At 66.4% G+C, this 22678-nt stretch carries 23 protein-coding genes and 1 tRNA gene; 17 read left to right on the top strand and 7 right to left on the bottom strand.

Translation table 11 applies throughout. The features are described 5' to 3' along the window. Positions 1-43: 43 nt before the first annotated feature. The 5 genes from prfA to paeA are packed head-to-tail and all read left to right on the top strand — an operon-like array spanning position 44 to position 4188. A complete protein-coding gene (gene prfA / locus L1081_RS25345) occupies positions 44-1132 on the top strand; it encodes a peptide chain release factor 1 (protein ID WP_489414595.1) in 1089 nt (362 codons plus the stop codon). Beyond that, positions 1129-1980, top strand: a complete 852-nt coding sequence (gene prmC / locus L1081_RS25340) for a peptide chain release factor N(5)-glutamine methyltransferase (protein WP_489414594.1) — start codon at positions 1129-1131, stop codon at positions 1978-1980. The genes prfA and prmC overlap by 4 nt, the downstream gene beginning before the upstream one ends. A 30-nt stretch (positions 1981-2010) precedes the next feature. Then, positions 2011-2343 (top strand): Grx4 family monothiol glutaredoxin, encoded by a 333-nt coding sequence (gene grxD, locus L1081_RS25335; protein WP_489414593.1) that lies wholly within the window; start codon positions 2011-2013, stop codon positions 2341-2343. Between the two features lie 14 nt (positions 2344-2357). Further along, positions 2358-2852 carry a cupin domain-containing protein gene (locus tag L1081_RS25330; RefSeq protein WP_489414592.1) on the top strand — a complete coding sequence of 165 codons (495 nt, stop codon included), beginning with the start codon at positions 2358-2360 and terminating at the stop codon, positions 2850-2852. A 52-nt stretch (positions 2853-2904) separates the two neighbouring features. Further along, entirely contained in the window at positions 2905-4188 is a 1284-nt protein-coding gene (gene paeA, locus L1081_RS25325; RefSeq protein WP_489414591.1) for a polyamine export protein PaeA, read from the top strand. A gap of 122 nt (positions 4189-4310) precedes the next feature. Here paeA and L1081_RS25320 read toward each other — a convergent pair whose 3' ends face one another. Together L1081_RS25320 and L1081_RS25315 are read right to left on the bottom strand one after the other, a co-directional pair. Then, on the bottom strand, positions 4311-4988 hold the full coding sequence (locus tag L1081_RS25320) for a transglycosylase SLT domain-containing protein (RefSeq protein ID WP_489414590.1): 678 nt from the start codon (positions 4986-4988) through the stop codon (positions 4311-4313). Further along, positions 4985-6730 carry a proline--tRNA ligase gene (locus tag L1081_RS25315; protein ID WP_489414589.1) on the bottom strand — a complete coding sequence of 582 codons (1746 nt, stop codon included), beginning with the start codon at positions 6728-6730 and terminating at the stop codon, positions 4985-4987. Before L1081_RS25315 ends, L1081_RS25320 begins: the two co-directional genes overlap by 4 nt. 147 nt (positions 6731-6877) lie before the next feature. Here L1081_RS25315 and L1081_RS25310 point away from each other — a divergent pair, with 147 nt between their 5' ends. Together L1081_RS25310 and L1081_RS25305 are read left to right on the top strand one after the other, a co-directional pair. Beyond that, complete coding sequence (locus L1081_RS25310) at positions 6878-7549, top strand: RNA pyrophosphohydrolase (RefSeq protein WP_489416838.1); 672 nt, start codon at positions 6878-6880, stop codon at positions 7547-7549. A gap of 16 nt (positions 7550-7565) precedes the next feature. Further along, a complete protein-coding gene (locus tag L1081_RS25305) occupies positions 7566-8090 on the top strand; it encodes a CNP1-like family protein (protein WP_489414588.1) in 525 nt (174 codons plus the stop codon). Between the two features lie 31 nt (positions 8091-8121). On the opposite strand, the gene proB is transcribed toward L1081_RS25305, so the two are convergent. The 4 genes from proB to rplU all read right to left on the bottom strand — a co-directional run bounded on the left by proB (position 8122) and on the right by rplU (position 11039). Next, a complete protein-coding gene (gene proB / locus L1081_RS25300) occupies positions 8122-9261 on the bottom strand; it encodes a glutamate 5-kinase (RefSeq protein WP_319427485.1) in 1140 nt (379 codons plus the stop codon). Positions 9262-9298: 37 nt separating this feature from the next. Continuing rightward, a complete protein-coding gene (cgtA, locus tag L1081_RS25295; RefSeq protein WP_319427486.1) occupies positions 9299-10387 on the bottom strand; it encodes an Obg family GTPase CgtA in 1089 nt (362 codons plus the stop codon). Positions 10388-10457: 70 nt separating this feature from the next. After that, positions 10458-10715 carry a 50S ribosomal protein L27 gene (rpmA, locus tag L1081_RS25290; protein ID WP_015866991.1) on the bottom strand — a complete coding sequence of 86 codons (258 nt, stop codon included), beginning with the start codon at positions 10713-10715 and terminating at the stop codon, positions 10458-10460. Positions 10716-10727: 12 nt separating this feature from the next. Then, positions 10728-11039, bottom strand: coding sequence for a 50S ribosomal protein L21 (gene rplU / locus L1081_RS25285; protein WP_015866992.1), 312 nt, complete (start codon positions 11037-11039; stop codon positions 10728-10730). Between the two features lie 188 nt (positions 11040-11227). On the opposite strand from rplU, the gene L1081_RS25280 reads away from it, so the two are divergent. From L1081_RS25280 to L1081_RS25235, 10 genes are all read left to right on the top strand, one after another. Beyond that, positions 11228-12220: a polyprenyl synthetase family protein gene (locus L1081_RS25280; protein ID WP_021008896.1), complete on the top strand. Its 993-nt coding sequence runs from the start codon at positions 11228-11230 to the stop codon at positions 12218-12220. 49 nt (positions 12221-12269) lie between these two features. Beyond that, a tRNA-Pro gene (locus L1081_RS25275) sits at positions 12270-12346 on the top strand. A 113-nt stretch (positions 12347-12459) separates the two neighbouring features. Continuing rightward, complete coding sequence (gene pilB, locus L1081_RS25270; RefSeq protein WP_489414587.1) at positions 12460-14193, top strand: type IV-A pilus assembly ATPase PilB; 1734 nt, start codon at positions 12460-12462, stop codon at positions 14191-14193. Positions 14194-14222: 29 nt separating this feature from the next. Continuing rightward, positions 14223-15452, top strand: coding sequence for a type II secretion system F family protein (locus L1081_RS25265; RefSeq protein ID WP_489414586.1), 1230 nt, complete (start codon positions 14223-14225; stop codon positions 15450-15452). Continuing rightward, a complete protein-coding gene (locus tag L1081_RS25260) occupies positions 15452-16417 on the top strand; it encodes a prepilin peptidase (protein ID WP_489414585.1) in 966 nt (321 codons plus the stop codon). The genes L1081_RS25265 and L1081_RS25260 overlap by 1 nt, the downstream gene beginning before the upstream one ends. A gap of 10 nt (positions 16418-16427) precedes the next feature. Next, the gene (coaE, locus tag L1081_RS25255) at positions 16428-17033 is read left to right on the top strand and encodes a dephospho-CoA kinase (RefSeq protein WP_489414584.1); all 606 of its coding nucleotides are present in this window, start codon (positions 16428-16430) and stop codon (positions 17031-17033) included. 78 nt (positions 17034-17111) lie between these two features. Continuing rightward, positions 17112-18605, top strand: a complete 1494-nt coding sequence (locus tag L1081_RS25250; RefSeq protein ID WP_489414583.1) for an MBOAT family O-acyltransferase — start codon at positions 17112-17114, stop codon at positions 18603-18605. A 6-nt stretch (positions 18606-18611) separates the two neighbouring features. Further along, positions 18612-19631, top strand: coding sequence for a hypothetical protein (locus L1081_RS25245; RefSeq protein ID WP_489414582.1), 1020 nt, complete (start codon positions 18612-18614; stop codon positions 19629-19631). Between the two features lie 36 nt (positions 19632-19667). Continuing rightward, the gene (zapD, locus tag L1081_RS25240; RefSeq protein WP_489414581.1) at positions 19668-20423 is read left to right on the top strand and encodes a cell division protein ZapD; all 756 of its coding nucleotides are present in this window, start codon (positions 19668-19670) and stop codon (positions 20421-20423) included. 57 nt (positions 20424-20480) lie between these two features. Next, the gene (locus L1081_RS25235) at positions 20481-20693 is read left to right on the top strand and encodes a DNA gyrase inhibitor YacG (protein WP_124960744.1); all 213 of its coding nucleotides are present in this window, start codon (positions 20481-20483) and stop codon (positions 20691-20693) included. Between the two features lie 5 nt (positions 20694-20698). On the opposite strand, the gene L1081_RS25230 is transcribed toward L1081_RS25235, so the two are convergent. After that, on the bottom strand, positions 20699-22654 hold the full coding sequence (locus L1081_RS25230; RefSeq protein WP_489414580.1) for an SGNH hydrolase domain-containing protein: 1956 nt from the start codon (positions 22652-22654) through the stop codon (positions 20699-20701). Positions 22655-22678: the final 24 nt, after the last annotated feature.

The raw sequence follows: 22678 nt of genomic DNA, 5'->3' as shown, positions 1-22678 counted from the left end.
GCACCGCGGCGCCCTCTCCCATTTTTCCGAGCTCCTTTCCGCCGTGAAGACCTTTCTGCGCCACCAACTCGAACGCTACGCCCAGCGCCTGGGCGAACTCGACTTCCTGCTTTCGCGCGAAGACATCATGAGCGACATGGCGCAGTACCGCACCATCTCGCGCGAGCATGCCGAGATCACGCAGATCGCGGGCCGCTACGAGCGCTACAAGCAGCGCGAAGCCGACATCGCCGGCGCGGCCGAGATGCTCGACGACCCCGACATGGCCGAGATGGCCCGTGAAGAAATCGCCGCCGCGCAGGCCGAACTCGTGCAGCTCGAGGAAGAGCTGCAGCGCCTCCTGCTGCCCAAGGATCCGGACGACGCGCGCAACGCCTTCCTCGAAATCCGCGCGGGCACCGGCGGCGACGAGTCGGCGCTGTTCGCGGGCGACCTGCTGCGCATGTACACGCGCTACTGCGAGCGCGCCGGCTGGCGCTGCGAAGTGGTGAGCGAGAGCGAGAGCGAGCTCGGCGGCTACAAGGAAGTGGTGATCCGCATCGCCGGCAACGATGTTTTTGGCCGCTTGCGCTTCGAATCGGGCGGCCACCGCGTGCAGCGCGTGCCGGCCACCGAAACCCAGGGTCGCATCCACACCAGCGCCTGCACCGTGGCCGTGCTGGCCGAGCCCGACGAAACCGTGGCGGTGCAGATCAACCCGGCCGACCTGCGCATCGACACCTACCGCGCGAGCGGCGCCGGCGGCCAGCACATCAACAAGACCGACTCGGCCGTGCGCATCACGCACATTCCAACCGGCATCGTGGCCGAGTGCCAGGACGACCGCAGCCAGCACCGCAACAAGGCCAAGGCGCTGCAAGTGCTGTCCGCGCGCATCCAGGAAAAGGACCGCAGCGAGCGCGCCGCCAAGGACGCCGCCATGCGCAAGGGCCTGATCGGCAGCGGCGACCGCTCCGACCGCATCCGCACCTACAACTTCCCGCAGGGCCGGCTCACCGACCACCGCATCAACCTCACGCTCTACAAGCTGCAGGCCATCATGGAAGGCGACCTCGGCGACGTGCTGGACGCACTGCGCGCCGCGCGCGAAGCCGAGCAACTGGCCGAGCTCGAATCGAGCCTGCCGGCATGACGGCCACGGCCACCACCCCCTCCACCGTGGCCCAGGCGCTGGCCGCGGCCGTGGCGCTGGGCGTCGACCGGCTCGACGCGCAATTGCTGCTGCTGCATGCGCTGGGCCGCGCGCCGAACGACCGCGCCTGGCTGCTGGCGCACGACACCGACGCCGTTTCCGATGCGGCCTGGTCCGCACTTTCGGCGCAGCTGCCGCGCCGGTTGGCGGGCGAACCGGTGGCCTACCTGCTCGGCGAAAAGGAATTCCACGGCCTCGACCTGCAGGTGGATGCACGGGTGCTGGTGCCGCGCCCCGACACCGAAACGCTGGTCGACTGGGCCCTGCAATGCCTCGAAGGCCGCAAGGCGCCGCAGGTGCTCGACCTGGGCACCGGCAGCGGCGCGATCGCGCTGGCGCTGCAGCATGCGCGCCCCGACGCGCAGGTCGACGCGGTTGATGCCAGCGCCGATGCTCTCGCCGTCGCCGAGGCCAATGCGCAGCGCCTGGGCCTGCCGGTGCGCTTTCGCCAGGCCCACTGGCTCGACGGCGCGGCCGGCGGCTACGCGGTCATTGCGAGCAATCCGCCCTACATCGCAGCCGGCGACCCGCACCTGCCGGCGCTGCAGCACGAGCCCCTGGCGGCGCTGGTGGCTGGGCCCGACGGACTGTCCGACATCCGCCAGATCGTGCGGCAGGCCCCCGCGCACCTTGCGGACGGCGGCTGGCTGCTGCTCGAGCACGGCCATGACCAGGCCGCGGCCGTGCGCCAGCTGCTCGAAGCGCGCGGCTTTGCGGAAGCGCAAAGCCGCGACGACCTTGCCGGCATCCAACGCTGTTCCGGCGGGATCTGGCGCACGGTGAAATAATCCCCCCAAGCCCATTTTTCAGGAGTCCCTATGTCCGACGCCCAGCAACGCATCGACGATCTCGTCAAGACCAACGACCTCGTGCTCTTCATGAAGGGCAACGCCAGCTTTCCGATGTGCGGCTTCTCCGGCCGCGCCATCCAGATCCTCAAGGCGGTCGGCGTCGACACCAGGACGCTCAAGACCGTCAACGTGCTCGAGGACGACGGCATCCGCCAGGGCATCAAGGAATACAGCAACTGGCCCACGATCCCCCAGCTCTACGTGAAGGGCGAATTCGTCGGCGGCTCGGACATCATGATGGAGATGTACGAGTCGGGCGAGCTGCAGCAGGTGCTGGGCGGCAGCAGCAACGCGGCTTGATTTCCGCGCCCGCCATGAGCCACGACCACGGCCATGAGGGCAAGGCCGCGCCGGCCTGGAAGCACGACGGCGTGTGCGTGATCGCGGCCAACCAGCTCGACGCCAACACCGCCCAGACGCCCGGCATGAACCGGGCCGCGGCCATCAACTTTGCGCGCGTCGGCGCGCAGAAGCTCTGGGCCGGCACCGTCACCATCCATGCCGACGCCAAGACCGGCGCCCACCACCACGGGCACCTCGAATCGGTGATCTACGTGGTGCGCGGCCGGGCCCGCATGCGCTGGGGCGAGAAGCTCGAGTTCACGGCCGAGGCCGGCCCGGGCGACTTCATCTACGTGCCGCCCTACGTGCCGCACCAGGAAATCAACGCCAGCGCCACCGAGTCGCTCGAATGCGTGCTGTGCCGCAGCGACGGCGAGGCGGTGGCGATCAATCTCGATATCGAACCGGTGGAAAAACCTGAATCGGTGCTCTGGGTAGACCCGACCCATCCGCACGGCGGCGTCTGATCGCTTTTCCCGGGCCGAGTCATGGCACCATGGCATTCTTCGCCGTGCCACCATGACCCTCACCCAAAGCCTGCTCATCATCGTCCTGCTGATCGCGATGAGCGCGTTCTTCTCCCTTGCCGAAATCACGCTGGCCGCCTCGCGGCGCCTGCGCCTGCGCCAGATGGCCGACGAGGGCGATGCGCGGGCCGAGCGCGTGCTGCGCGTGCAGGAACAGCCGGGCCACTACTTCACCGTGGTGCAGATCGGCCTCAATGCGGTGGCGATCCTCGGCGGCGTGGTCGGCGAGGGCTCGCTCAGCCCCTACTTCGCGCGCTTCTTCGAGGGCTGGATGAGCGTGGAGGCCTCGGCGAACGTGGCTTTCCTGTGCTCGTTCGTGATCGTCATCGCGGTGTTCCTGGTGTTCGCCGACCTGTTCCCCAAGCGCCTGGGCATGAGCGACCCGGAGCGCATCGCGGTTCGCATGGTCGGCCCGATGCTGGTGCTGATCACCGCCTTCAAGCCGCTGGTGTGGTTCTTCACGCGCTCCACCGACATGCTCTTCAAGCTGCTGGGCATGCCGCTGGTGCGCGACGACAAGATCACCTCGGCCGACATCCTGGCCATGACCGAAGCCGGCGCGCGCGCGGGCGTGCTGGCGGTGCGCGAGCAGCAGGTGATCGCCAACGTGTTCGAACTCGACACGCGGCTGGTCAGCAGCGTGATGACGGTGCGCGACAACATCGCCTGGTTCCTGCACGACGACCCGGAATCGGTGCTGCGGGCGCGCATCGTGGCCGAGCCTTTTTCGGCCTACCCGGTGTGCGACGGCGACATCGACCATGTGCTCGGCTATGTCGACGCCAAGGAGATGTTCCAGCGCGTGCTCAGCGGCCAGCCGCTGGCCTTCGACCAGGGCCTGACGCTGCACAAGGCGCTGGTCGTCCCCGACCGGCTCTCGCTCACCGAGGTGCTCGAGCAGTTCCAGCAGGCGCATGAAGACTTCGCGATCATCGTCAACGAATACAGCCTGGTGGTGGGCGTGATCACGCTCAACGACGTGATGAGCACGGTGATGGGCGACCTCGTCTCCTTGCCCGACGAGGAGCAGATCGTGAAGCGCGACGAGAACTCGTGGCTGATCGACGGCGTCACGCCGATCCAGGACGTGCAGCGCGCGCTGCACATCGACGAGATGCCGCATCCGGACGACTACGAAACGCTGGCCGGCTTCCTGATGGTGATGCTGCGGCGGGTGCCCAAGCGCACCGACAGCGTGAGCTGGGGCGGCTACACCTTCGAAGTGATGGACGTCGACAGCTACCGCATCGACCAGGTGATGGTGACAAGGACTTAGCTCGAAAGACTTGGCTCGCCCCCAGTCTGCGCGCACTTCGCGTCACGCGCGCCAACCCCCTGCCGGGGGGCAATACCAGCGGCCCGGCAAAGCCGGTTCCGCGGTATTCCTGAAACAGATATTCAGGCTGCCGAGCGGTCCCGCTCGCGTTCTCGCGCCTTGTCGTCGTAGGCCCAGAGGCGCTGGTTCGCGAACACGGCGTTGGGGTACGGCGCCTTGCCGCGGCTGCCGTTGTAGCGCCCGAGGGTCATGTACAGGTCGCCGTTCTCGCGGTCGAGGTAGTGGCGCAGGATCACGCAGCCGAAGCGCAGGTTGGTCTGCATGTGGAACAGCTTGGCGGGGTCGCTGTCGCCGATCACGCGGGTCCAGAACGGCATGACCTGCATGTAGCCGCGCGCACCGGCGCTGGACACCGCAAACTTGCGGAAGTTGCTCTCGACCTGGATCAGCCCGAGCACCAGGCTCACGTCCAGGCCCGAGCGCTTGGCTTCATACCAGACGGTCTGCAGGAATTCCTTGCGCGTGGGCCAGTCAGCAATCTTCTTCTTGAGGCGCTCGCTCATCTCGCCCAGCCATCGCAGGTAGGTCAGGCGGGCCTCGGTGCTCGAGAACTCGGGCACCGGCGGCGCCTTGTTGTGCACGGCCGAACTCAGCGCGGTGCGCACCGAGTCGATCAGCGGCTCCTCGATCTGCGCGCCGGCATGCGCGGCCTGCGGCAGCGACAGCGCCGCCAGGGCGCCCACCGCCGCGGCGCCGCCCATCAGGCACCGGCGTCGCGAGAGGCCGCCCTCCAGGCTCATTGCGCGAGCTTGCCGGCGATGAATTCGGCGATACCGGCCGCGGGCACCTTGGTGGCCGCCGTGTCGCGGCGGTGCTGGTATTCGAGCTGGCCTTCCTTCAGGCCGCGGTCGGAAATGACCACGCGGTGCGGCACGCCGATCAGTTCCCAGTCGGCGAACATCGCGCCCGGGCGCTCGCCGCGGTCGTCCAGCAGCACGTCGACGCCGGCCGCGAGCAGCTGCTCGTACAGCGCTTCGGCCGCCACCTTGACCTCGGGGCTGCGGTCCATGCCGATCGGGCAGACCACCACCGTGAACGGCGCCAGCGCGTCCGGCCAGATGATGCCGCGCTCGTCGTGGTTCTGCTCGATGGCGGCGGCCGGCAGGCGCGTGATGCCGATGCCGTAGCAGCCCATCTCGAGGAACTGCGGCTTGCCGGCTTCGTCGAGGTAGGTGGCGTTCATGTCCTTGCTGTACTTGGTGCCGAGCACGAATACGTGGCCCACCTCGATGCCGCGCTCGATCGCGAGCACGCCCTTGCCGTCGGGCGAGGCGTCGCCGGCCACCACGTTGCGCAGGTCGGCCACCAGTTCGGGCTCGGGCAGGTCGCGGCCCCAGTTGACGCCGGTCATGTGGAAGTCGATCTCGTTGGCGCCGGTGATCCAGTCGGCCATGACCACCACCTCGCGGTCGGCCACGAGCCTGACGGGCTTCTTGAGGTTCAGCGGGCCGAGGTAGCCGGGCTTGCAGCCGAAGTGGTCGTCGATCTCGGTCAGCGTCGCGAAGCGGAAGCCCTTGTCCAGGCCCGGCACCTTGCCGACCTTGATCTCGTTCATGTCGTGATCGCCGCGCAAGAGCAGCAGCCAGACCTGCGAACCCCTGGGGTTGCCGGCCTCGTCGACAACGTCCGTTGCCAGCACCAGCGACTTGACGGTGGTCGAGAGCGGCACGCCGAGCAGTTCGGCCACGGCGGCGCAGGTGCTCTTGCCCGGGGTGGGCGTCTTTTCGAGCGCCTTGGCCGCGGCAGGGCGCGGGCCGGCCGGAGCGAGCGCCTCGGCCTTCTCCATGTTGGCCGCGTAGTCGCTGCCGGGGCAATAGACGATGGCGTCTTCGCCAGTGGCGGCAATCACCTGGAACTCTTCGCTCAGGTCGCCGCCGATGGCGCCGCTGTCGGCCGCCACGGCGCGGTAGCGCAGGCCGAAGCGGTCGAAGATGCGGCGGTAGGCATCGGCCATGACCTGGTAGCTGGCCTTGGCCGCGCCCAGGTCGCGGTCGAAGCTGTAGGCGTCCTTCATGATGAACTCGCGCCCGCGCATCAGGCCGAAGCGCGGACGGCGCTCGTCGCGGAACTTGGTCTGGATCTGGTAGAAATTCTTCGGCAGCTGCTTGTAGCTTCGGATTTCCTGGCGCGCGATGTCGGTCACCACCTCTTCGCTGGTGGGCTGGACCACGAAGTCGCGGTCGTGCCGGTCCTTGATGCGCAGCAGCTCGGGGCCCATCTTGTCGAAGCGGCCGGTCTCCTGCCAGAACTCGGCCGGCTGCACCACGGGCATCGTGAGCTCGACCGCGCCGGCGCGGTTCATTTCCTCGCGCACGATCGCCTCGACCTTGCGGATCACGCGCAGCCCCATCGGCATGTAGGTGTAGATGCCGGTGCCGAGCTTCTTGATCATGCCCGCGCGCATCATGAGCCGATGGCTCGCGACCTCGGCGTCAGCGGGCGCTTCCTTGAGGGTGGAGACAAAAAATCGGGAAGCTTTCATCGGGATCGCGCTGGTGGATTCAAAAATCGTGGGGAAGACGGATGCCGGCGGAGAGACCCTCCGGGAACCCGCTGGCCTCGAACTGGCCGCTTGCCGTGTGCAACCCGGCATGCATAATCGACTCAGTTCAAAAATTGGGGTTTGATTATGCTCGACCGGGACGGCTTCAGGCCCAACGTCGGCATCATCCTGCTCAACCAGAGAAACCAGGTTTTCTGGGGCAAACGCATACGCACGCATTCCTGGCAGTTTCCGCAAGGCGGCATCGACCGCGGCGAAAGTCCCGAGCAAGCCATGTTCCGGGAACTGCACGAGGAAGTCGGACTCCATCCGGAGCACGTGCGCATCGTGGCCCGTACCCGTGACTGGTTGCGCTACGAGGTGCCGGATCGGTTCATTCGCCGTGACGCACGGGGCCACTACAAGGGCCAGAAGCAAATCTGGTATTTGCTGCAATTGATCGGTCACGACTGGGATCTGAACCTGCGCGCGACCGACCACCCCGAATTCGACGCCTGGCGATGGCACGATTACTGGGTGCCACTCGATGTGGTCGTCGAATTCAAACGCGGCGTCTACGAGATGGCACTGACCGAGCTTGCTCGCTACCTGCCGCGGCAGGATTTCCGCAACCGCTTCCTGCGCAGCAACGTGCGCGCCCGGGAGTTCGAGCGCCACACGCCCGATGGCGGCGCGCCCGCGGGGCTGGACCTGCCGCCCGGCGGCAGTTTCGATCCGCATCCCGACATTACTTCTGCGAGCGATGACCCTTCCCCTCTTCCCCATAACAAAGCGCCCTTCCTTCCGTCGCAGCGCTGAGGGCGCCCTGCTCGCCGTGTGCCTGACCCTGCTGGCGGGATGCGCATCGGGCACACACGACACGGACAACCCCGACTGGGCGCAGGCCGGCATGCAGCCAGCGCCCAAGCGCTACGAGACCGACGCCGAATGGAAGGAAACCGAGGCCCCGCCCCCGCCCGCCTTCGACGAAAAGCGCCTCGAGCCGATCGCGATGCCGCCCTACATGAGCCTGAAGTTCGGCGTCGATCCGAAAACCATCGCCATCACCCGCGACGGCATCGTGCGCTACGTGGTGGTGGCGCAGAACCGCGACGGCGGCGGCGTCAACGCGTTCTACGAAGGTGTGCGCTGCTCGACCGGGGAAATGAAGAGCTACGCCCGCTACAACAACGGCGCCTGGCAGGAAACGAAGACACCGGAGTGGAAGCGCATCAGCGACCTGAATTCGCGCTACGCCTCGGCGCTGTCGAGCCAGGCGCTGTGCCGCGGCAATGCGCCGCGCAATTCGGTCGGGGATATGGTCCAGAACCTGCGCAACCCGATTCGGGAAGTGCAGTAGCGAGCCGGCGGGGCCCGGCGCCCCGCCTTCATCAGCCGCGCATCAGCACCATGTTGTCGCGGTGGACCATTTCCGGCTCCGCCACATAGCCCAGCAGCCGCTCGAACTCCGACGAGGGCTTGCGGCACAGCAGCCGGGCCTCGACGCTCGAGTAGTTGGCCAGGCCGCGAGCGAGTTCCACGCCATCGGCATCGCGCACGGCGATCACGTCGCCGCGCGAGAACTCGCCCGAGACGCCGGTCATGCCGATCGGCAGCAGGCTCTTGCCCTCGGCGCGCACCTTGGCCGCCGCGCCGGCATCGACGGTGACCGCGCCGCGCAGCTGCAGGTGGTCCGCCATCCAGCGCTTGCGCGCCTGGTGCTTGGCGGTCTGCGCCACCAGCAGCGTGCCGATGGATTCACCGCGCACGAGGCGCAGCAGGGCGTCGGGCTCGCGGCCCCAGGCGATCACGGTGGAGGCGCCCGAGCCGGCCGCGCGCTTGGCCGCGAGGATCTTGGTGATCATGCCGCCGCGGCCGAGGCTGGAGCCCGCCCCGCCCGCCATCGCTTCGAGCGCGGGGTCGCCGGCCGCCGCCTCGTGCACGAACTTCGCGTCCGGGTCCTTGCGCGGGTCGGCCGTGTAGAGGCCCTTCTGGTCCGTGAGGATCACCAGCGCATCGGCTTCGACCAGGTTGGCCACCAGTGCACCCAGCGTGTCGTTGTCGCCGAACTTGATCTCATCGTTGACGACTGTGTCGTTCTCGTTGATGACCGGCACCACGCCCAGCCCGAGCAGCGTGACGAGGGTCGAGCGCGCATTGAGATAACGCTCGCGGTCGGCCAGGTCGGCATGGGTGAGCAGCACCTGGGCGCTGCCGATCTGGTTCTCGCGCAGCTTGGTCTCGTACATCTGGGCCAGGCCCATCTGCCCGACGGCCGCGGCGGCCTGGAGTTCATGCACCTCGTGCGGCCGCGTGCGCCAGCCCAGGCGCTTCATGCCTTCGGCAATGGCGCCGCTGGACACCATCACGACCTCGCGGCCGCCCTGCACCAGCACCGCCAGCTGCCGGCACCATTCGCCGATGGCCGCCTCATCGAGACCGCGCCCCTCGTTGGTCACGAGGCTGGAGCCCACCTTGACGACGATACGGCGGGCATCCCGCAAGGCAGTGGATCCGGAGTTCGAGGTCATGGGGGGCGTGGCGGTCGTGAATGCGGCGTGCGGAGCGTCAGGTGGAGGAAGAAGAGGTATCGGGCGGCAGCTCGACAAAGCGCGGGTCGACCTCGACCGGCACGTGTTCCGCCGCATGCTGCGCCTTGACCTGCTGGTACACGGCCTGCACCAGGTGCTCGCAGCCTTCGCGCGTGAGCGCGGAGATCTCGAACACCGGACCCTTGAAGCGCAACCGCTTGACGAAGTCCTTCACGCGCGCGGCGCGCTCGTCCACGGGCACCATGTCGAGCTTGTTCAGCACCAGCCAGCGCGGCTTTTCGTAGAGCGCGGCGTCGTACTTCTTGAGCTCGCCGACGATGGCCTTGGCCTGGGCGACCGGATCGACGGCATCGTCGAACGGCGCCATGTCGATCACGTGCAGCAAGAGCCGCGTGCGCTGCAGGTGGCGCAGGAACAGGTGGCCGAGGCCCGCGCCTTCGGATGCGCCCTCGATCAGGCCCGGCAGGTCGGCCACCACGAAGCTCTGCTCCGGGCCGACTCGCACGACACCGAGGTTCGGGTGCAGCGTGGTGAAGGGATAGTCGGCGATGCGCGGGCGCGCGTTCGAGATGGCGCTGATCAGGGTCGACTTGCCCGCATTCGGCATGCCCAGCAGGCCGACGTCGGCGAGCACCTTGAGTTCGAGCTTGAGGCTCTTCTTCTCGCCCGGCCAGCCCGGGGTCTTCTGGCGCGGGGCGCGGTTGATGGCGCTCTTGAAGCGCATGTTGCCGAAGCCGCCGTCGCCGCCCTTGGCGATGGTGACGACCTCGCCTTCCTTCAGCAGCTCGTACAGCACTTCGCCGGTCTCGGCGTCGCTGATGATGGTGCCGACGGGCATCTTCAGGAGGATGTCGTCGCCCGCGGCGCCGAACATGTCGGAGCCCATGCCGTGCTCGCCGCGCCTGGCCTCGTGGCGGCGCGAGTAGCGGAAGTCGACCAGGGTGTTGAGGTTGGAATCGGCCACCGCATAGACGTGGCCGCCGCGGCCGCCGTCGCCGCCGTTCGGGCCGCCGAATTCCTTGTATTTTTCATGACGGAACGACACGCAGCCGTTGCCGCCATCGCCTGCGGCGATGTCGATGAAGGCTTCGTCGACGAACTTCATGGGGTATCCAGTGTACAAATGAAGAAGCCCCGACAAAGCGGGGCTTCGAGCTGATCGAAGTGACTCGGGCTTATGCCGGGGTCACGTTGACCATGTGCTTGTTCAGTGCGCCCTTGACGCCGAACGACACGTGGCCGTCCACCAGTGCGAACAGCGTGTGGTCCTTGCCCACGCCGACGTTCACGCCGGGGTGGAACTGGGTGCCGCGCTGGCGCACGATGATCGAGCCTGCGCTGATCAGTTCGCCGCCGAAGGCCTTCACACCGAGCATCTTGGGCTTGGAATCGCGCCCGTTTCGCGTTGAGCCGCCGCCTTTTTTCTGTGCCATGGAATCTGCTCCTTAGCCGGCGATCGCGCCGATTTGCAGTTCCGTGAACTGCTGGCGATGGCCTTGACGTTTCTGATAGTGCTTGCGACGGCGCATCTTGAAGATGCCGACCTTGTCGTGCTTGCCGTGCGACAGTACCGTGACTGTCACCGTTGCGCCGGACACCAGGGGCGTACCGATCTTGATTTCGCTGCCGTTGCCGACTGCAAGAACCTGATCGATCACGATTTCCTGGCCTACATCCGCAGCAATCTGTTCTACTTTAATTTTTTCGCCGGAAGCAACGCGATACTGCTTGCCGCCGGTTTTTATGACCGCGTACATGTGAACCTCTTAAGGAATGAGCTCTACGGCGAATTCCGCAGAGCCCAAGATTCTAGCACGGTTTGCACGCGCTAACATGGTTTGAGCCGGCGGGCCGCCGGGACGACGCGCGCTCCTCCCTATAATCTGCGCCTTCCGGCCTCGTGCCGCTGTCACTTTCGCATTCAGACGCGCCGCGCGCAAACGCCTTGCCAGTCCACGCCGCCGATACCTCCCCCACCGCCACCGTGCTGGATTTGATCGCCGGCGACATGGTCGAAGTCGACCGTGTGATCGCGCAGCGCCTCGACACGGGCGTGCCCCTGGTCAGCCAGGTGTCGAAATACATCATCTCCGCGGGCGGCAAACGCCTGCGCCCGGCACTGCTGCTGCTCATGTCGGGCGCGCTCGGCTACACGGGCGAGCAGCGCTTCAACCTGGCGGCGGTGGTGGAGTTCATCCACACGGCCACCCTGCTGCACGACGACGTCGTGGACGAATCGACCCTGCGGCGCGGGCGCCCGACCGCCAACGAATCGTTCGGCAACCCGGCCAGCGTGCTGGTCGGCGACTTCCTCTATTCGCGCGCCTTCCAGATGATGTTGGATGCAAACAACATGCGCATCATGCAGATTCTGGCCGAGGCGACCAACGTGATCGCGGAAGGCGAAGTGCTCCAGCTGATGAACATGCACGACGCGACGCTGGACGAATCCGCCTACCTGCGCGTGATCCGCTCCAAGACCGCCAAGCTTTTCGAGGCCAGCACGCGGCTCGCCGCCGTGCTGGCGGGCGCCACGCCCGAAGTCGAGGAAGCCTGCGCCACCTACGGCCAGGCCCTGGGCACGGCCTTCCAGGTGATCGACGACGTGCTCGACTACGCCGGGGATGCGCACGAAACGGGAAAGAACGTGGGCGACGACCTGCGCGAAGGCAAGACCACGCTGCCGCTGATCTTCGCCATGCGGCGCGGCAGCCCTGCGCAGGCGACGCTGGTGCGTGCAGCCATCGAGGCCGGCGACACTGCCCAGTTGGGCAAGATCGTCGAAATCGTCCACGCCACCGGCGCCCTGGAGGCCTCGCGCGCGGCCGCGGCCGACGAGGCAAAACGCGCGATTCACGCATTGCGCGACTTTCCCTCCAATTTGCATGCCGACGGTTTGCTACAATTGGCGGCTCAGTTGCTTGAGCGACGTGCCTGAACACCTCACAAGAGTTGGCAAGGACGAATTCTCTTTTTTTGCAACCAATCGGGGTGTAGCTTAGCCTGGTAGAGCGCTACGTTCGGGACGTAGAGGCCGGAGGTTCGAATCCTCTCACCCCGACCAGCCTTTGGCTGGCACAAATAATGCCCGTGCCTGTTGCTGCGTAGCGATTTACAGGGACGGGTCGTTCAGCGATGATCGTGAAGCACTTTTTCACATCTCTTGCAATTCGCTGAATGGCTGCTGCCGAACTTCCTGTTAAAGAAAACACGCAAATCGCCCTGCCGGGCCTTGCGCGTGCCTTGGTGTCGGCCGGCAAGCTCCCTGCGAAGACCGCGGAAGACATCTACCAAAAGTCGCTGAGCGGCCGCACCAGCTTCATTGCCGAGCTGACCGGCAGCGGCGCCGTCTCGGCCGCCGACCTCGCCCACACGCTTTCCAGCGCCTTCGGTGCGCCGCTGCTGGACCTGGACGCCATCGACCACCAGCGCCTGCCCAAGGACCTGCTCGACCCGAAGCTGTGCCACGCCTACCGGATCGTGGTTCTCAGCAAGCGCAACAACCGTCTCATTGTTGCAACGGCCGATCCGTCAGACCAGCAGGCGGTGGAAAAGATCAAGTTCGCCTCCCAGATGGGCGTGGACTGGGTCATCGCCGAATACGACAAGCTGTCGCGCATGATCGAAGCCGCCGCGGTCACCGCGGCGGAAACCATCAACAGCATCGTCGGCGCCGAGTTCGAGTTCGACGACGTCACCGCGGACACCTCGGGCGATGCCAGCGAACAGGCCATCGCCGAGGTCGAGGACGCGCCGGTCGTGCGCTTCCTGCACAAGATGCTGCTCGACGGCGTCAGCATGCGGGCCTCGGACATCCACTTCGAGCCGTACGAGCACAACTACCGCGTGCGCTTTCGCATCGACGGCGAACTGCGCGAGATCGCGAGCCCGCCCACGCTCATCAAGGACAAGCTGGCCTCGCGCATCAAGGTCATCTCGCGGCTCGACATTTCCGAGAAGCGCGTGCCGCAGGACGGCCGCATGAAGCTCAAGATCGGGCCCGACCGCGTCATCGACTTCCGTGTCAGCACGCTGCCCACGCTGTTCGGCGAGAAGATCGTGATCCGTATCCTGGACCCGAGCAGCGCGCGCCTGGGCATCGACGCCCTGGGCTACGACGCCGACGAAAAGGAGCGGCTGCTGCATGCGATCGGTCGTCCCTACGGCATGGTGCTGGTGACGGGCCCCACCGGTTCGGGCAAGACGGTGTCGCTCTACACCTGCCTGAACCTGCTGAACCAGCCCGGCGTCAACATCGCAACGGCGGAAGACCCTTCCGAAATCAACCTGCCGGGCGTGAACCAGGTGAACGTCAACGAGCGCGCGGGACTCACCTTCGCGGCGGCGCTGCGCGCCTTCCTGCGGCAGGATCCCGACATCATCATGGTCGGCGAAATCCGCGACCTCGAAACCGCCGACATCTCGATCAAGGCCGCGCAAACCGGCCACCTGGTGCTCTCGACGCTGCACACCAACGACGCGCCGACCACGCTCACGCGCATGCGGAACATGGGCATTGCACCGTTCAACATCGCCTCCAGCGTGATCCTCATCACGGCGCAGCGGCTCGCGCGGCGCCTGTGCCACATGTGCCGTGCGCCGGCCGACGTGCCGCGCCAGGCGCTGCTCGATGCGGGCTTCAGGGAAGAAGACCTCGACGGTTCCTGGAAGCCCTATCGGCCGGTCGGCTGCGCGGCGTGCAGCAACGGCTACAAGGGCCGGGTCGGCATCTACCAGGTGATGCCGATCTCGGATGCCATCCAGGCCATCATCCTGCGCGACGGCAGTGCGCAGGACATTGCGCGCCAGTCCGAGGCCGAGGGCGTGCGCTCGCTGCGCCAGTCGGGATTGCGAAAAGTCATGCAAGGGCTCACCTCACTCGAAGAAGTGGTGGCGGTCACCAACGAATAACGAACACACTGCAAGAAATCGGAGATCGAATGGCAACAGTGGCATCCACCCGCACCTCGAACACGCTCAAGGAATCTGTCTACGAGTGGGAGGGCAAGGACCGCAATGGCAAGCTGGTGCGCGGCGAGCTTCGGGCCGCCGGCGAGAACCAGGTGCAGGCCGCCCTGCGGCGCCAGGGGGTTCTGGCGTCCAAGATCAAGAAGCGCCGCATGCGCTCGGGCAAGTCCATCAAGCCCAAGGACATCGCGATCTTCACGCGCCAGCTGGCAACCATGATGAAGGCCGGCGTGCCGCTGCTGCAGTCGTTCGACATCGTGGGCCGCGGCAATGCCAACCCGAGCGTGGCCAAGCTGCTCAACGACATCCGCAGCGACGTGGAGACCGGCACCTCGCTGTCGTCCGCCTTCCGCAAGTTTCCGAAGTATTTCGACAACCTCTACTGCAACCTGGTGGAGGCCGGCGAAGCGGCCGGTATTCTGGAAGACCTGCTGGACCGCCTGGCCACCTACATGGAGAAGACCGAGGCCATCAAGTCGAAGATCAAGTCGGCGCTGATGTATCCCACCTCGGTGGTCGTGGTCGCGTTCGTGGTGGTGGCCATCATCATGATCTTCGTGATCCCGGCCTTCAAGCAGGTGTTCACCTCGTTCGGCGCCGACCTGCCCGCGCCCACGCTGTTCGTGATGGCCATGAGCGAATTCTTCGTCTCCTACTGGTGGCTGATCTTCGGCGTGATCGGCGGCGGCACCTACTTCTTCCTGCAGGCCTGGAAGCGCAACGAGCGCGTGCAGCGGGTCATGGACCGCGCGCTGCTGCGCGTGCCGATCTTCGGTGCCCTGATCGAGAAGTCGTGCGTGGCCCGCTGGACCCGCACCCTTGCCACCATGTTTGCAGCCGGCGTTCCGCTGGTCGAGGCACTCGACTCGGTGGGCGGCGCCTCGGGCAACACCGTCTACGGCGACGCCACGGCCAAGATCCAGCAGGAGGTCTCGACCGGCACCAGCCTCACGACGGCCATGACCAACGTCAACCTGTTCCCCTCGATGGTGATCCAGATGACGGCCATCGGCGAGGAATCCGGCTCCATCGACCACATGCTCGGCAAGGCCGCCGACTTCTACGAGTCCGAGGTGGACGACATGGTGGCCGGCCTCTCGAGCCTGATGGAACCCATCATCATCGTGTTCCTGGGCGTGATCATCGGCGGCATCGTGGTGTCGATGTACCTGCCCATCTTCAAGTTGGGCCAGGTCGTTTGATGCTGGTGTCGCAGGAGTTCGACGCCGCTTTCGCCGGCGTCCTGGGGTTGCTGGTCGGCAGTTTTCTCAACGTGGTGATCTACCGCACCCCGGTCATGATGTACCGGGGCTGGCTGGCCGATGCCGTGGCCAACCTGATGTCGTCCAAGGACGTTCCCTCGCTCTGGACGCTGGTGTTCGGGCCGAAGGCGCAGCCGCCGGCCGGCCTGGAGGCCGCGGCGGACAAGGCGGCCGTGGCCATCGAGGCGCTGCCGCCGTTCGATCTGACCCGGCCTGCCTCGCGCTGCGGCGCCTGCGGCCACAAGATCCGCTGGTACCAGAACATCCCGGTGCTGAGCTACCTGGCGCTGCGGGGCCGCTGCGCCGCCTGCGGCACGCCGATCAGCCCGCGCTATCCGCTGGTCGAGCTGGTGACCGGCGCGCTCTTCGCACTGTGCGCCTACCGCTTCGGACTCACGCCCACCGGCGCGCTCTGGGCGGCGTTCGCGGCCTTCCTGATCTGCCAGTTCCTGATCGACTTCGACACCCAGTTCCTGCCCGACGCGCTCAACTATCCGCTGCTCTGGCTGGGGCTCGTCGGCGCGGCCATGGGGTGGACCGGCGTTGCGCTGAGTTCGGCGGTCTGGGGCGCCGTGTTCGGCTACCTGAGCCTGTGGCTTGTGTACCATGGCTATCGCCTGGTCACGGGCAAGGAAGGCATGGGGCATGGCGACTTCAAACTGCTGGCGGCGCTCGGCGCATGGCTCGGGGCCGACTACCTCATTGCCATCATCCTCGTCTCATCGCTGGTGGGCGCCGTGATCGGCCTCACGCTGCGCCTGGTCGGGAAGCTGGCGCACAAGGACATTCCCATGGCCTTCGGTCCCTTTCTTGCCGGTGCCGGCCTGGTCTGCCTGGTGGCGGGCCCGGAGCTCGTGAGGCAATGGATTCCCTTCGCCTTCCCGCTCGGCGCATTCGCCCGCTGAGGAGCGCGTGATGCGGCGCATCGGCCTCACGGGCGGCATCGGGAGCGGCAAGAGCACCGTTGCCGCCATGCTGGTCGCCGAAGGCGCCGTGCTGGTCGACACCGACGCCATCGCGCGCCGCATTGCGCAGCCCGCGGGCATCGCGATGCCGGCCCTCGAGGCCGCGTTCGGCAGCGGAGTCATCGCGGCGGACGGCGGACTCGACCGTGCGGCGATGCGGCAGCTCGTGTTCGCTGACAGCAGCGCCAAAAAGCGCCTCGAATCGATCCTGCACCCGCTGATCGGTGCCGAGACGGAACGCATGGCCTCGGACGCAGGCCCGGACGCGGTGGTGGTCTTCGACGTGCCGCTGCTGGTCGAATCCGGCCGCTGGCGGGCCCTGGTCGACCGGGTGCTGGTGGTCGATGCCACCGAGGAAACGCAGCTGCGGCGCGTCGTGGCGCGCTCCGGCTGGACGCCCGACGCCGTGCGCGCGGTGATCGCCCAGCAGGCGCCGCGCAGGCTGCGCAGGGCGGCCGCGGACGCGGTCATTTTCAACGAGTCGCTCTCGCTGGAGGAACTCGCTGCAGAGGTCCGGAGTCTCTGGAAGCGGTGGGTTCCGCCCGGCACGCGATAATCCGAGACTGGCCGCCAGAGCGGCCGCACAACGACCAAGACAAAAAAGGCGCTCGCCGGAGTGCCCTCACCTCCTGCGATGCTTTTCAATTCGTATCCCTTCATTTTTGTCTACTTCCCGCTGGTACTGATCGGGTTCTTCCTGATCGGCAAGCGCAACGCCCGGTCCGCCGCGGGCTTTCTCGCCCTGGCCTCGCTGTTCTTCTACGGCTGGTGGAGCGTCAAGGCGCTGCCGCTGCTGGTGGCGTCGATCTGCATCAACTACTGGTTCGGCCTGCGCCTGTCGCCCGCGCCGGGCCGGGACGACCGCAAGCGCAAGTCGCTGCTGGTGCTGGCGCTGGTGGTCAACCTGGGCGTGCTCGCGGTCTTCAAGTACGCCAACTTCTTCGTCTCGAACGTGAACGACGGGCTGGCCGCGGCGGGCCTGTCGCAGATCCCGATGCTGCACATCGTGCTGCCGATCGGCATCTCGTTCTATACCTTCACGCAGATCGCCTTCCTGGTCGACTGCTGGCAGGGCAAGGTGCATGAGCGCAGCTTCATCCACTACGTGCTGTTCGTCACCTACTTTCCGCACCTGATCGCGGGCCCGGTGCTGCACCACGCGCAGATGATGCCGCAGTTCGCCAATGCGGCCACCTACCGGCTCGATCCCAACAAGGTGGCGCTCGGCATTGCGATCTTCACCTTCGGGCTGGCAAAGAAGCTGCTGATCGCGGACCCGATGGGCCAGTACGCCGACATGATGTTCAACGGCGTGCACAAGGGTATCGATCCCACGCTCTACACCTCGTGGTTCGGCGCGCTTGCCTACACGCTGCAGATCTATTTCGACTTCTCGGGCTATTCGGACATGGCGGTCGGCCTGTCGCTGTGCCTGGGCGTGCAGCTTCCGCTCAATTTCCGTTCGCCCTACAAGTCGACCAACATCATCGAGTTCTGGCGGCGCTGGCACATCTCGCTGTCGAACTTCCTGCGCGACTATCTCTACGTGCCGCTGGGCGGCAACCGCAAGGGCCCGGCGCGGCGCTACCTGAACCTGTTCCTCACGATGCTGCTGGGCGGCCTCTGGCATGGTGCCGCCTGGACCTTCGTGATCTGGGGCGCGCTGCACGGCGTGTTCCTGATGATCAACCACCTCTGGAACGCCAAGGTGCGGCGCAACATTCCGGCAGGGCCGGTCGCGCACGTGCTGGGCTGGTTCCTGACCTTCCTGTGCGTGGTGCTGGCCTGGATCGTGTTCCGCGCCGATGGCGTCCACACGGCCATGGCCATCTACAAAGGCATGCTCGGCCTGCACGGCGCACCGCCTTCCGCGTTCAGCGAGCTCGGGCCGGTTCCGTTCCGCAAGCCCGAGTTCTTCCAGACCATGCTCGTGGGCATCGTCATCTGCCTCGCACTGCCGCCGACGATCACGCTCGAGCGCTGGATTCCCCACCCGAAGGCGGTGGCCGGCCAACGCGTCATGGCCTGGTGCTCCTCGGCCGTACTGGCGATCGGCACCTTCGCGCTCTTTGCCTGGTGCGTCTCGAAGCTGGGCAACTACAGCCCGTTCCTCTACTTCCAATTCTGATTCGACATGACGACGCCCGCGAAAGTCTGGCTGCGGTTCTTCCTGATCGGCTACATCGTCCTGATGGCGCTGTGGATCGTTTCGCTCACCAGCCCCGTGCCTTACGGCGACCTCACGCGGATCGGCCGCCTGTCCGAGCGCGAATTCGGCTGGACCGCACCGCCGCCCAAGGTGGACCCCGCCTACCTGAAGGGCACACCCGTCGACCAGGCCGACATCATGGTGATCGGCGACAGCTTCTCCATGACCTTCCGCTGGCAGTCGGTGCTTGCCAAGGCCGGCTACCGCGTCACGACCACCTACTGGGGCCAGTACGAGAACGCGCTGTGCAGCGACTTCGACCAATGGATCGAGCGCACGGGCTTCAAGGGCAAGCTGATCATCATCGAGAGCGTGGAACGCCTGCTCGGCGACCGCACCAAGGACAGCATGAAGTGCCAGAAGATGATCCGGCCCTACGACGCCATGGACCATCCGCTGATCACGCCCGACGAAACCGTGCCGAGCCCCGCGCCCAACTGGAATGTGCAGTTCCTGACCGGCATCACGACCTACTACAACACCTGGAAAGCGAAAAAGTCTGCAACAGACGTCTACTTCGACTGGAACACCTGGGTGCGCCCGGTGCCCGATGGTTGCAAGCTCTTCTCCCACCGCCTGTGCGACAAGATGCCCTTTTTCGCTGAAGATGACGACAATGGGCCGCTGACCCCTGCGCATCTGGAATGGATGAAGAATTTCACAAAGGCGCACAGCAAGCTTCCTATCATGTGGATGGTGATTCCCAACAAGACCACCGTGTACCTGAAGCCCGATTACTCGAAGGATTTCGAAACCGGGTTCCGCACGTCCGGGCTGCCAGGACCGGATCTCTACGCGTTCACGCGCGAGAAGCACACGCAGATCCACGACTTCTATTTTTCGAACGACACCCACATGTCCATGCATGGCCAGCTCGCGCTGGGAGAACGCATGCTCGCGGCCGTGCGCGAGGTGGTGCCGACGCCTCCCTCGAAATCGCCCTGAAGCTATGATGGCTCGACAGGAAAGCTATAGAACCGCGTGATCCTCTACGAGTACCCCTTCAACGAGCGCATCCGCACCTATCTGCGGCTGGAGCACCTGTTTCGCCGCCTCGGCGAACTGGTGCCCTCGGAGTCCGCGCTCTCGCACCACTACGCACTGGTCACGATTTTCGAGATCATGGATGTCGCCGCGCGCGCCGACCTCAAGGCCGACGTGATGCGCGATCTGGACAAGCACAAGAACGTCTTCAACAGCTACCGCGGCAATCCAGCCATTGCCGAGGCCGTGCTCGACCAGGTGGTCGGCCAGCTCGAGCGCAATTTCGCCACGCTCAATGCCGTTGCCGGCAAGGCCGGCCAGTCGCTGACGGAGAACGAATGGCTCATGAGCATTCGCAGCCGCGCGGGCATTCCGGGCGGCACCTGCGAATTCGACCTGCCTGCCTACTACGCATGGCAGCATCGCAGCACGGCCAGCCGCCGCGCCGACCTCGAGCGCTGGTCGGCCACGCTCTCGCCGCTGGCCGAATCCATCTACCTGCTGCTCAAGCTGCTGCGCGATGCCGATGTGCCCTACAAGGTCATCGCCACCGGCGGACAGTTCCAGCAGAACCTGCCGCAAGGGCGCAGCTTCCAGCTGCTGCGCCTGCGCATCGATCCGCAGCTGGGGCTGATTCCCGAAATCAGCGGCAACCGGCTCATGGTGTCGGTGCGGATGATGCGGCATGAAGCCGACGACCGCCTGCACCCGAGCAGCGACGACGTCGCATTCGAACTCACGCTCTGCGCCTGAGCCGCCGGCTCGTCTCCAGGGCGCGCACCGCAGGCAAGCACGAAGGTTATCCATCCCATGAGCGACGTGAACAAGATCGGCGAGCGGATCGTCCGCTGCCCCTCGTGTGGCGGCGACAGTGTCTACGCCGAACGCAATCCTTTTCGCCCGTTCTGCAGCGCCCGCTGCAAGGGCATCGATTTCGGCGCCTGGGCCAGCGAGGAGTTCCGGATGCCGGCGGAAACGCCGGCCGACGACGAGCCCTTCGGCGATCCGAAGAAGGTCCAGTAGGCGCGCTACGGCTGGGGCGCGAGCAGGACGCCGTCCAGGTAGTCCGCGTATTGGCGCACGTAGGCCGGGCGCAGATGCTCCCGGTCCTTGTAGACCGGTGCATCGTCCGGCGTTGCCCTCAGGCACTGCCCACCGGTGCAAAGCCTCGCCATCACATCGATGGGCTCCGCGCCGCTCGCCCGCGCCAGCGCCTTCAGCTGCTCGTTGAGCCGCGCCTGGTCCGGCGGCAGGGGCGCCGTGGGCGTGCTGTGGAGGGCCACCATCCGGCCCATGCGGCTGCCTTCGATGAGGCGCCGCGGCTCGAACTCGGGGCCGCTGGCGTTGTCCAGCAGCAGGTAGACCTTCTTCTTTTGCCGCACCAGCTCGGCCAGCAGCTTCTCGAGCGAGGCCAGCGAACGGCCGAGGCCTTCGCCGCCGTTGTTCACGAGGTAGGCCGCATCGCCTTCGCGAAAGTAGAACGGCAGCGGAAAGTTGCCCGTGAAATAGCAGTTCCAGCAGGCCCCGACCACCACCGTGTCGATCCGCGGATCGAGCGCCAGCGCCAGCATCTCGCTGCGCGCCTGCTCGCAGCCCGGGTTGCCTTCGGCGACCATGCCGGGCACCGGCGGGCAGGCGCCATAGGTCGAGAAATACGTCGTCGCCATGCGCGCGGGCGCGCTGCCCGCGAGCGCCAGGGCGCGGGGCGCGTACTGCAGGATGTGGCTGTCGCCGATCAGCAGGACCGGGCGCGGCCCGCTGCCTACGCGCTTGACCGGATAGGGCCCGATCTTCTGCTGCTCGAAGCCGGCGTAGTAGTTGTCGTCCACGGTGGCATCGGTCACCTTGCGCAGCAGGTCACTGCCGTTGCGCGGCGGCATGCCGCCCAGCGCCAGCAGGCCGGCGACCGCAATCGCCATGCTGCCGGCCACCAGCGAACGCAGCATGCCGACCTGGGTTCGCGCCCGGGTGAAGCGCTCGACGAAGCGATAGGTGAGCCAGGCCAGCGCCACGCTCGCCAGCACCAGGCACGCACGGATCCACGCGGCCGGCTCGCCCTCTTCCACGATGCGCGCATACACCAGCAGGGGCCAGTGCCACAGGTAGAGCGGATAGCTGATGAGCCCGATCCACACCATCGGCCGGCTCGCGAGCACATGCCTGTTGAGCACGCCCGAAGGCCCGGCCGCGATGCAGCTTGCCGCGCCCAGCGTGGGCAGGAGCGCCCACCAGCCCGGAAACGCCTTGTCGCTGCGGGTCATCACGAGCCCGAGCACGATCAGCCCCACGCCCAGGCAGGACTGCAGGTGGCTGCGCCAGGCCGGTGCCGGCGCCTTGCCCGTGGCCTTGAGGCGCATGCAGGCCAGGATGCCGCCGACCATCAGTTCCCAGAAGCGCGAAGCGGGCGAAAAGAAGGCCGCCGTGCGAAACGGATGGATCGTCAGCACGTTGACCAGGAACGACGCCACCGCGAGCACCCACAGCAGCCGAAGGACCGGCCAGCGCCGGCGCCAGGCCAGCGCGAGCAGCATGGGCCAGAAGATGTAGAACTGCTCCTCGATGCCCAGCGACCACAGGTGCAGCAGCGGCTTGGTGTCGGCGGCTGTGTCGAAGTATCCGGCCTCGCTCCAGAAGACGAAGTTGGCAATGAAGGCCGCACCGCCCGCCGCCTGCTTGCCAAGCTCGGTGAACTCCCTGGGCAGCAGCGCATACCAGCCGAAGGCGAGCGTGGCCAACAGCACCAGCGTGAGCGCCGGAAAGATCCGCCGGATGCGCCGCGCGTAGAAATCGCGGTAGCTGAAGTCGCCTGCCGCGTGGCTCTGCAGGATGATGGTCGTGATCAGGAAGCCCGAGATCACGAAGAAGATGTCGACCCCGATGAAGCCACCAGGCAGCGCATCGGGAAACGCATGGAAGGCAAGCACCGAGGCCACCGCCACGGCGCGCAGGCCGTCGATGTCGGGGCGGTACTTGGGGTGCATCATGTGGTGCTTCAGGCCCGCGGCGCC

The sequence above is a fragment of the Variovorax sp. MSC1_012 genome, assembly GCF_023667525.1.
Taxonomy (GTDB): domain Bacteria; phylum Pseudomonadota; class Gammaproteobacteria; order Burkholderiales; family Burkholderiaceae_C; genus Variovorax; species Variovorax beijingensis_B.
This window is presented reverse-complemented; position numbering and strand designations above follow the sequence as displayed.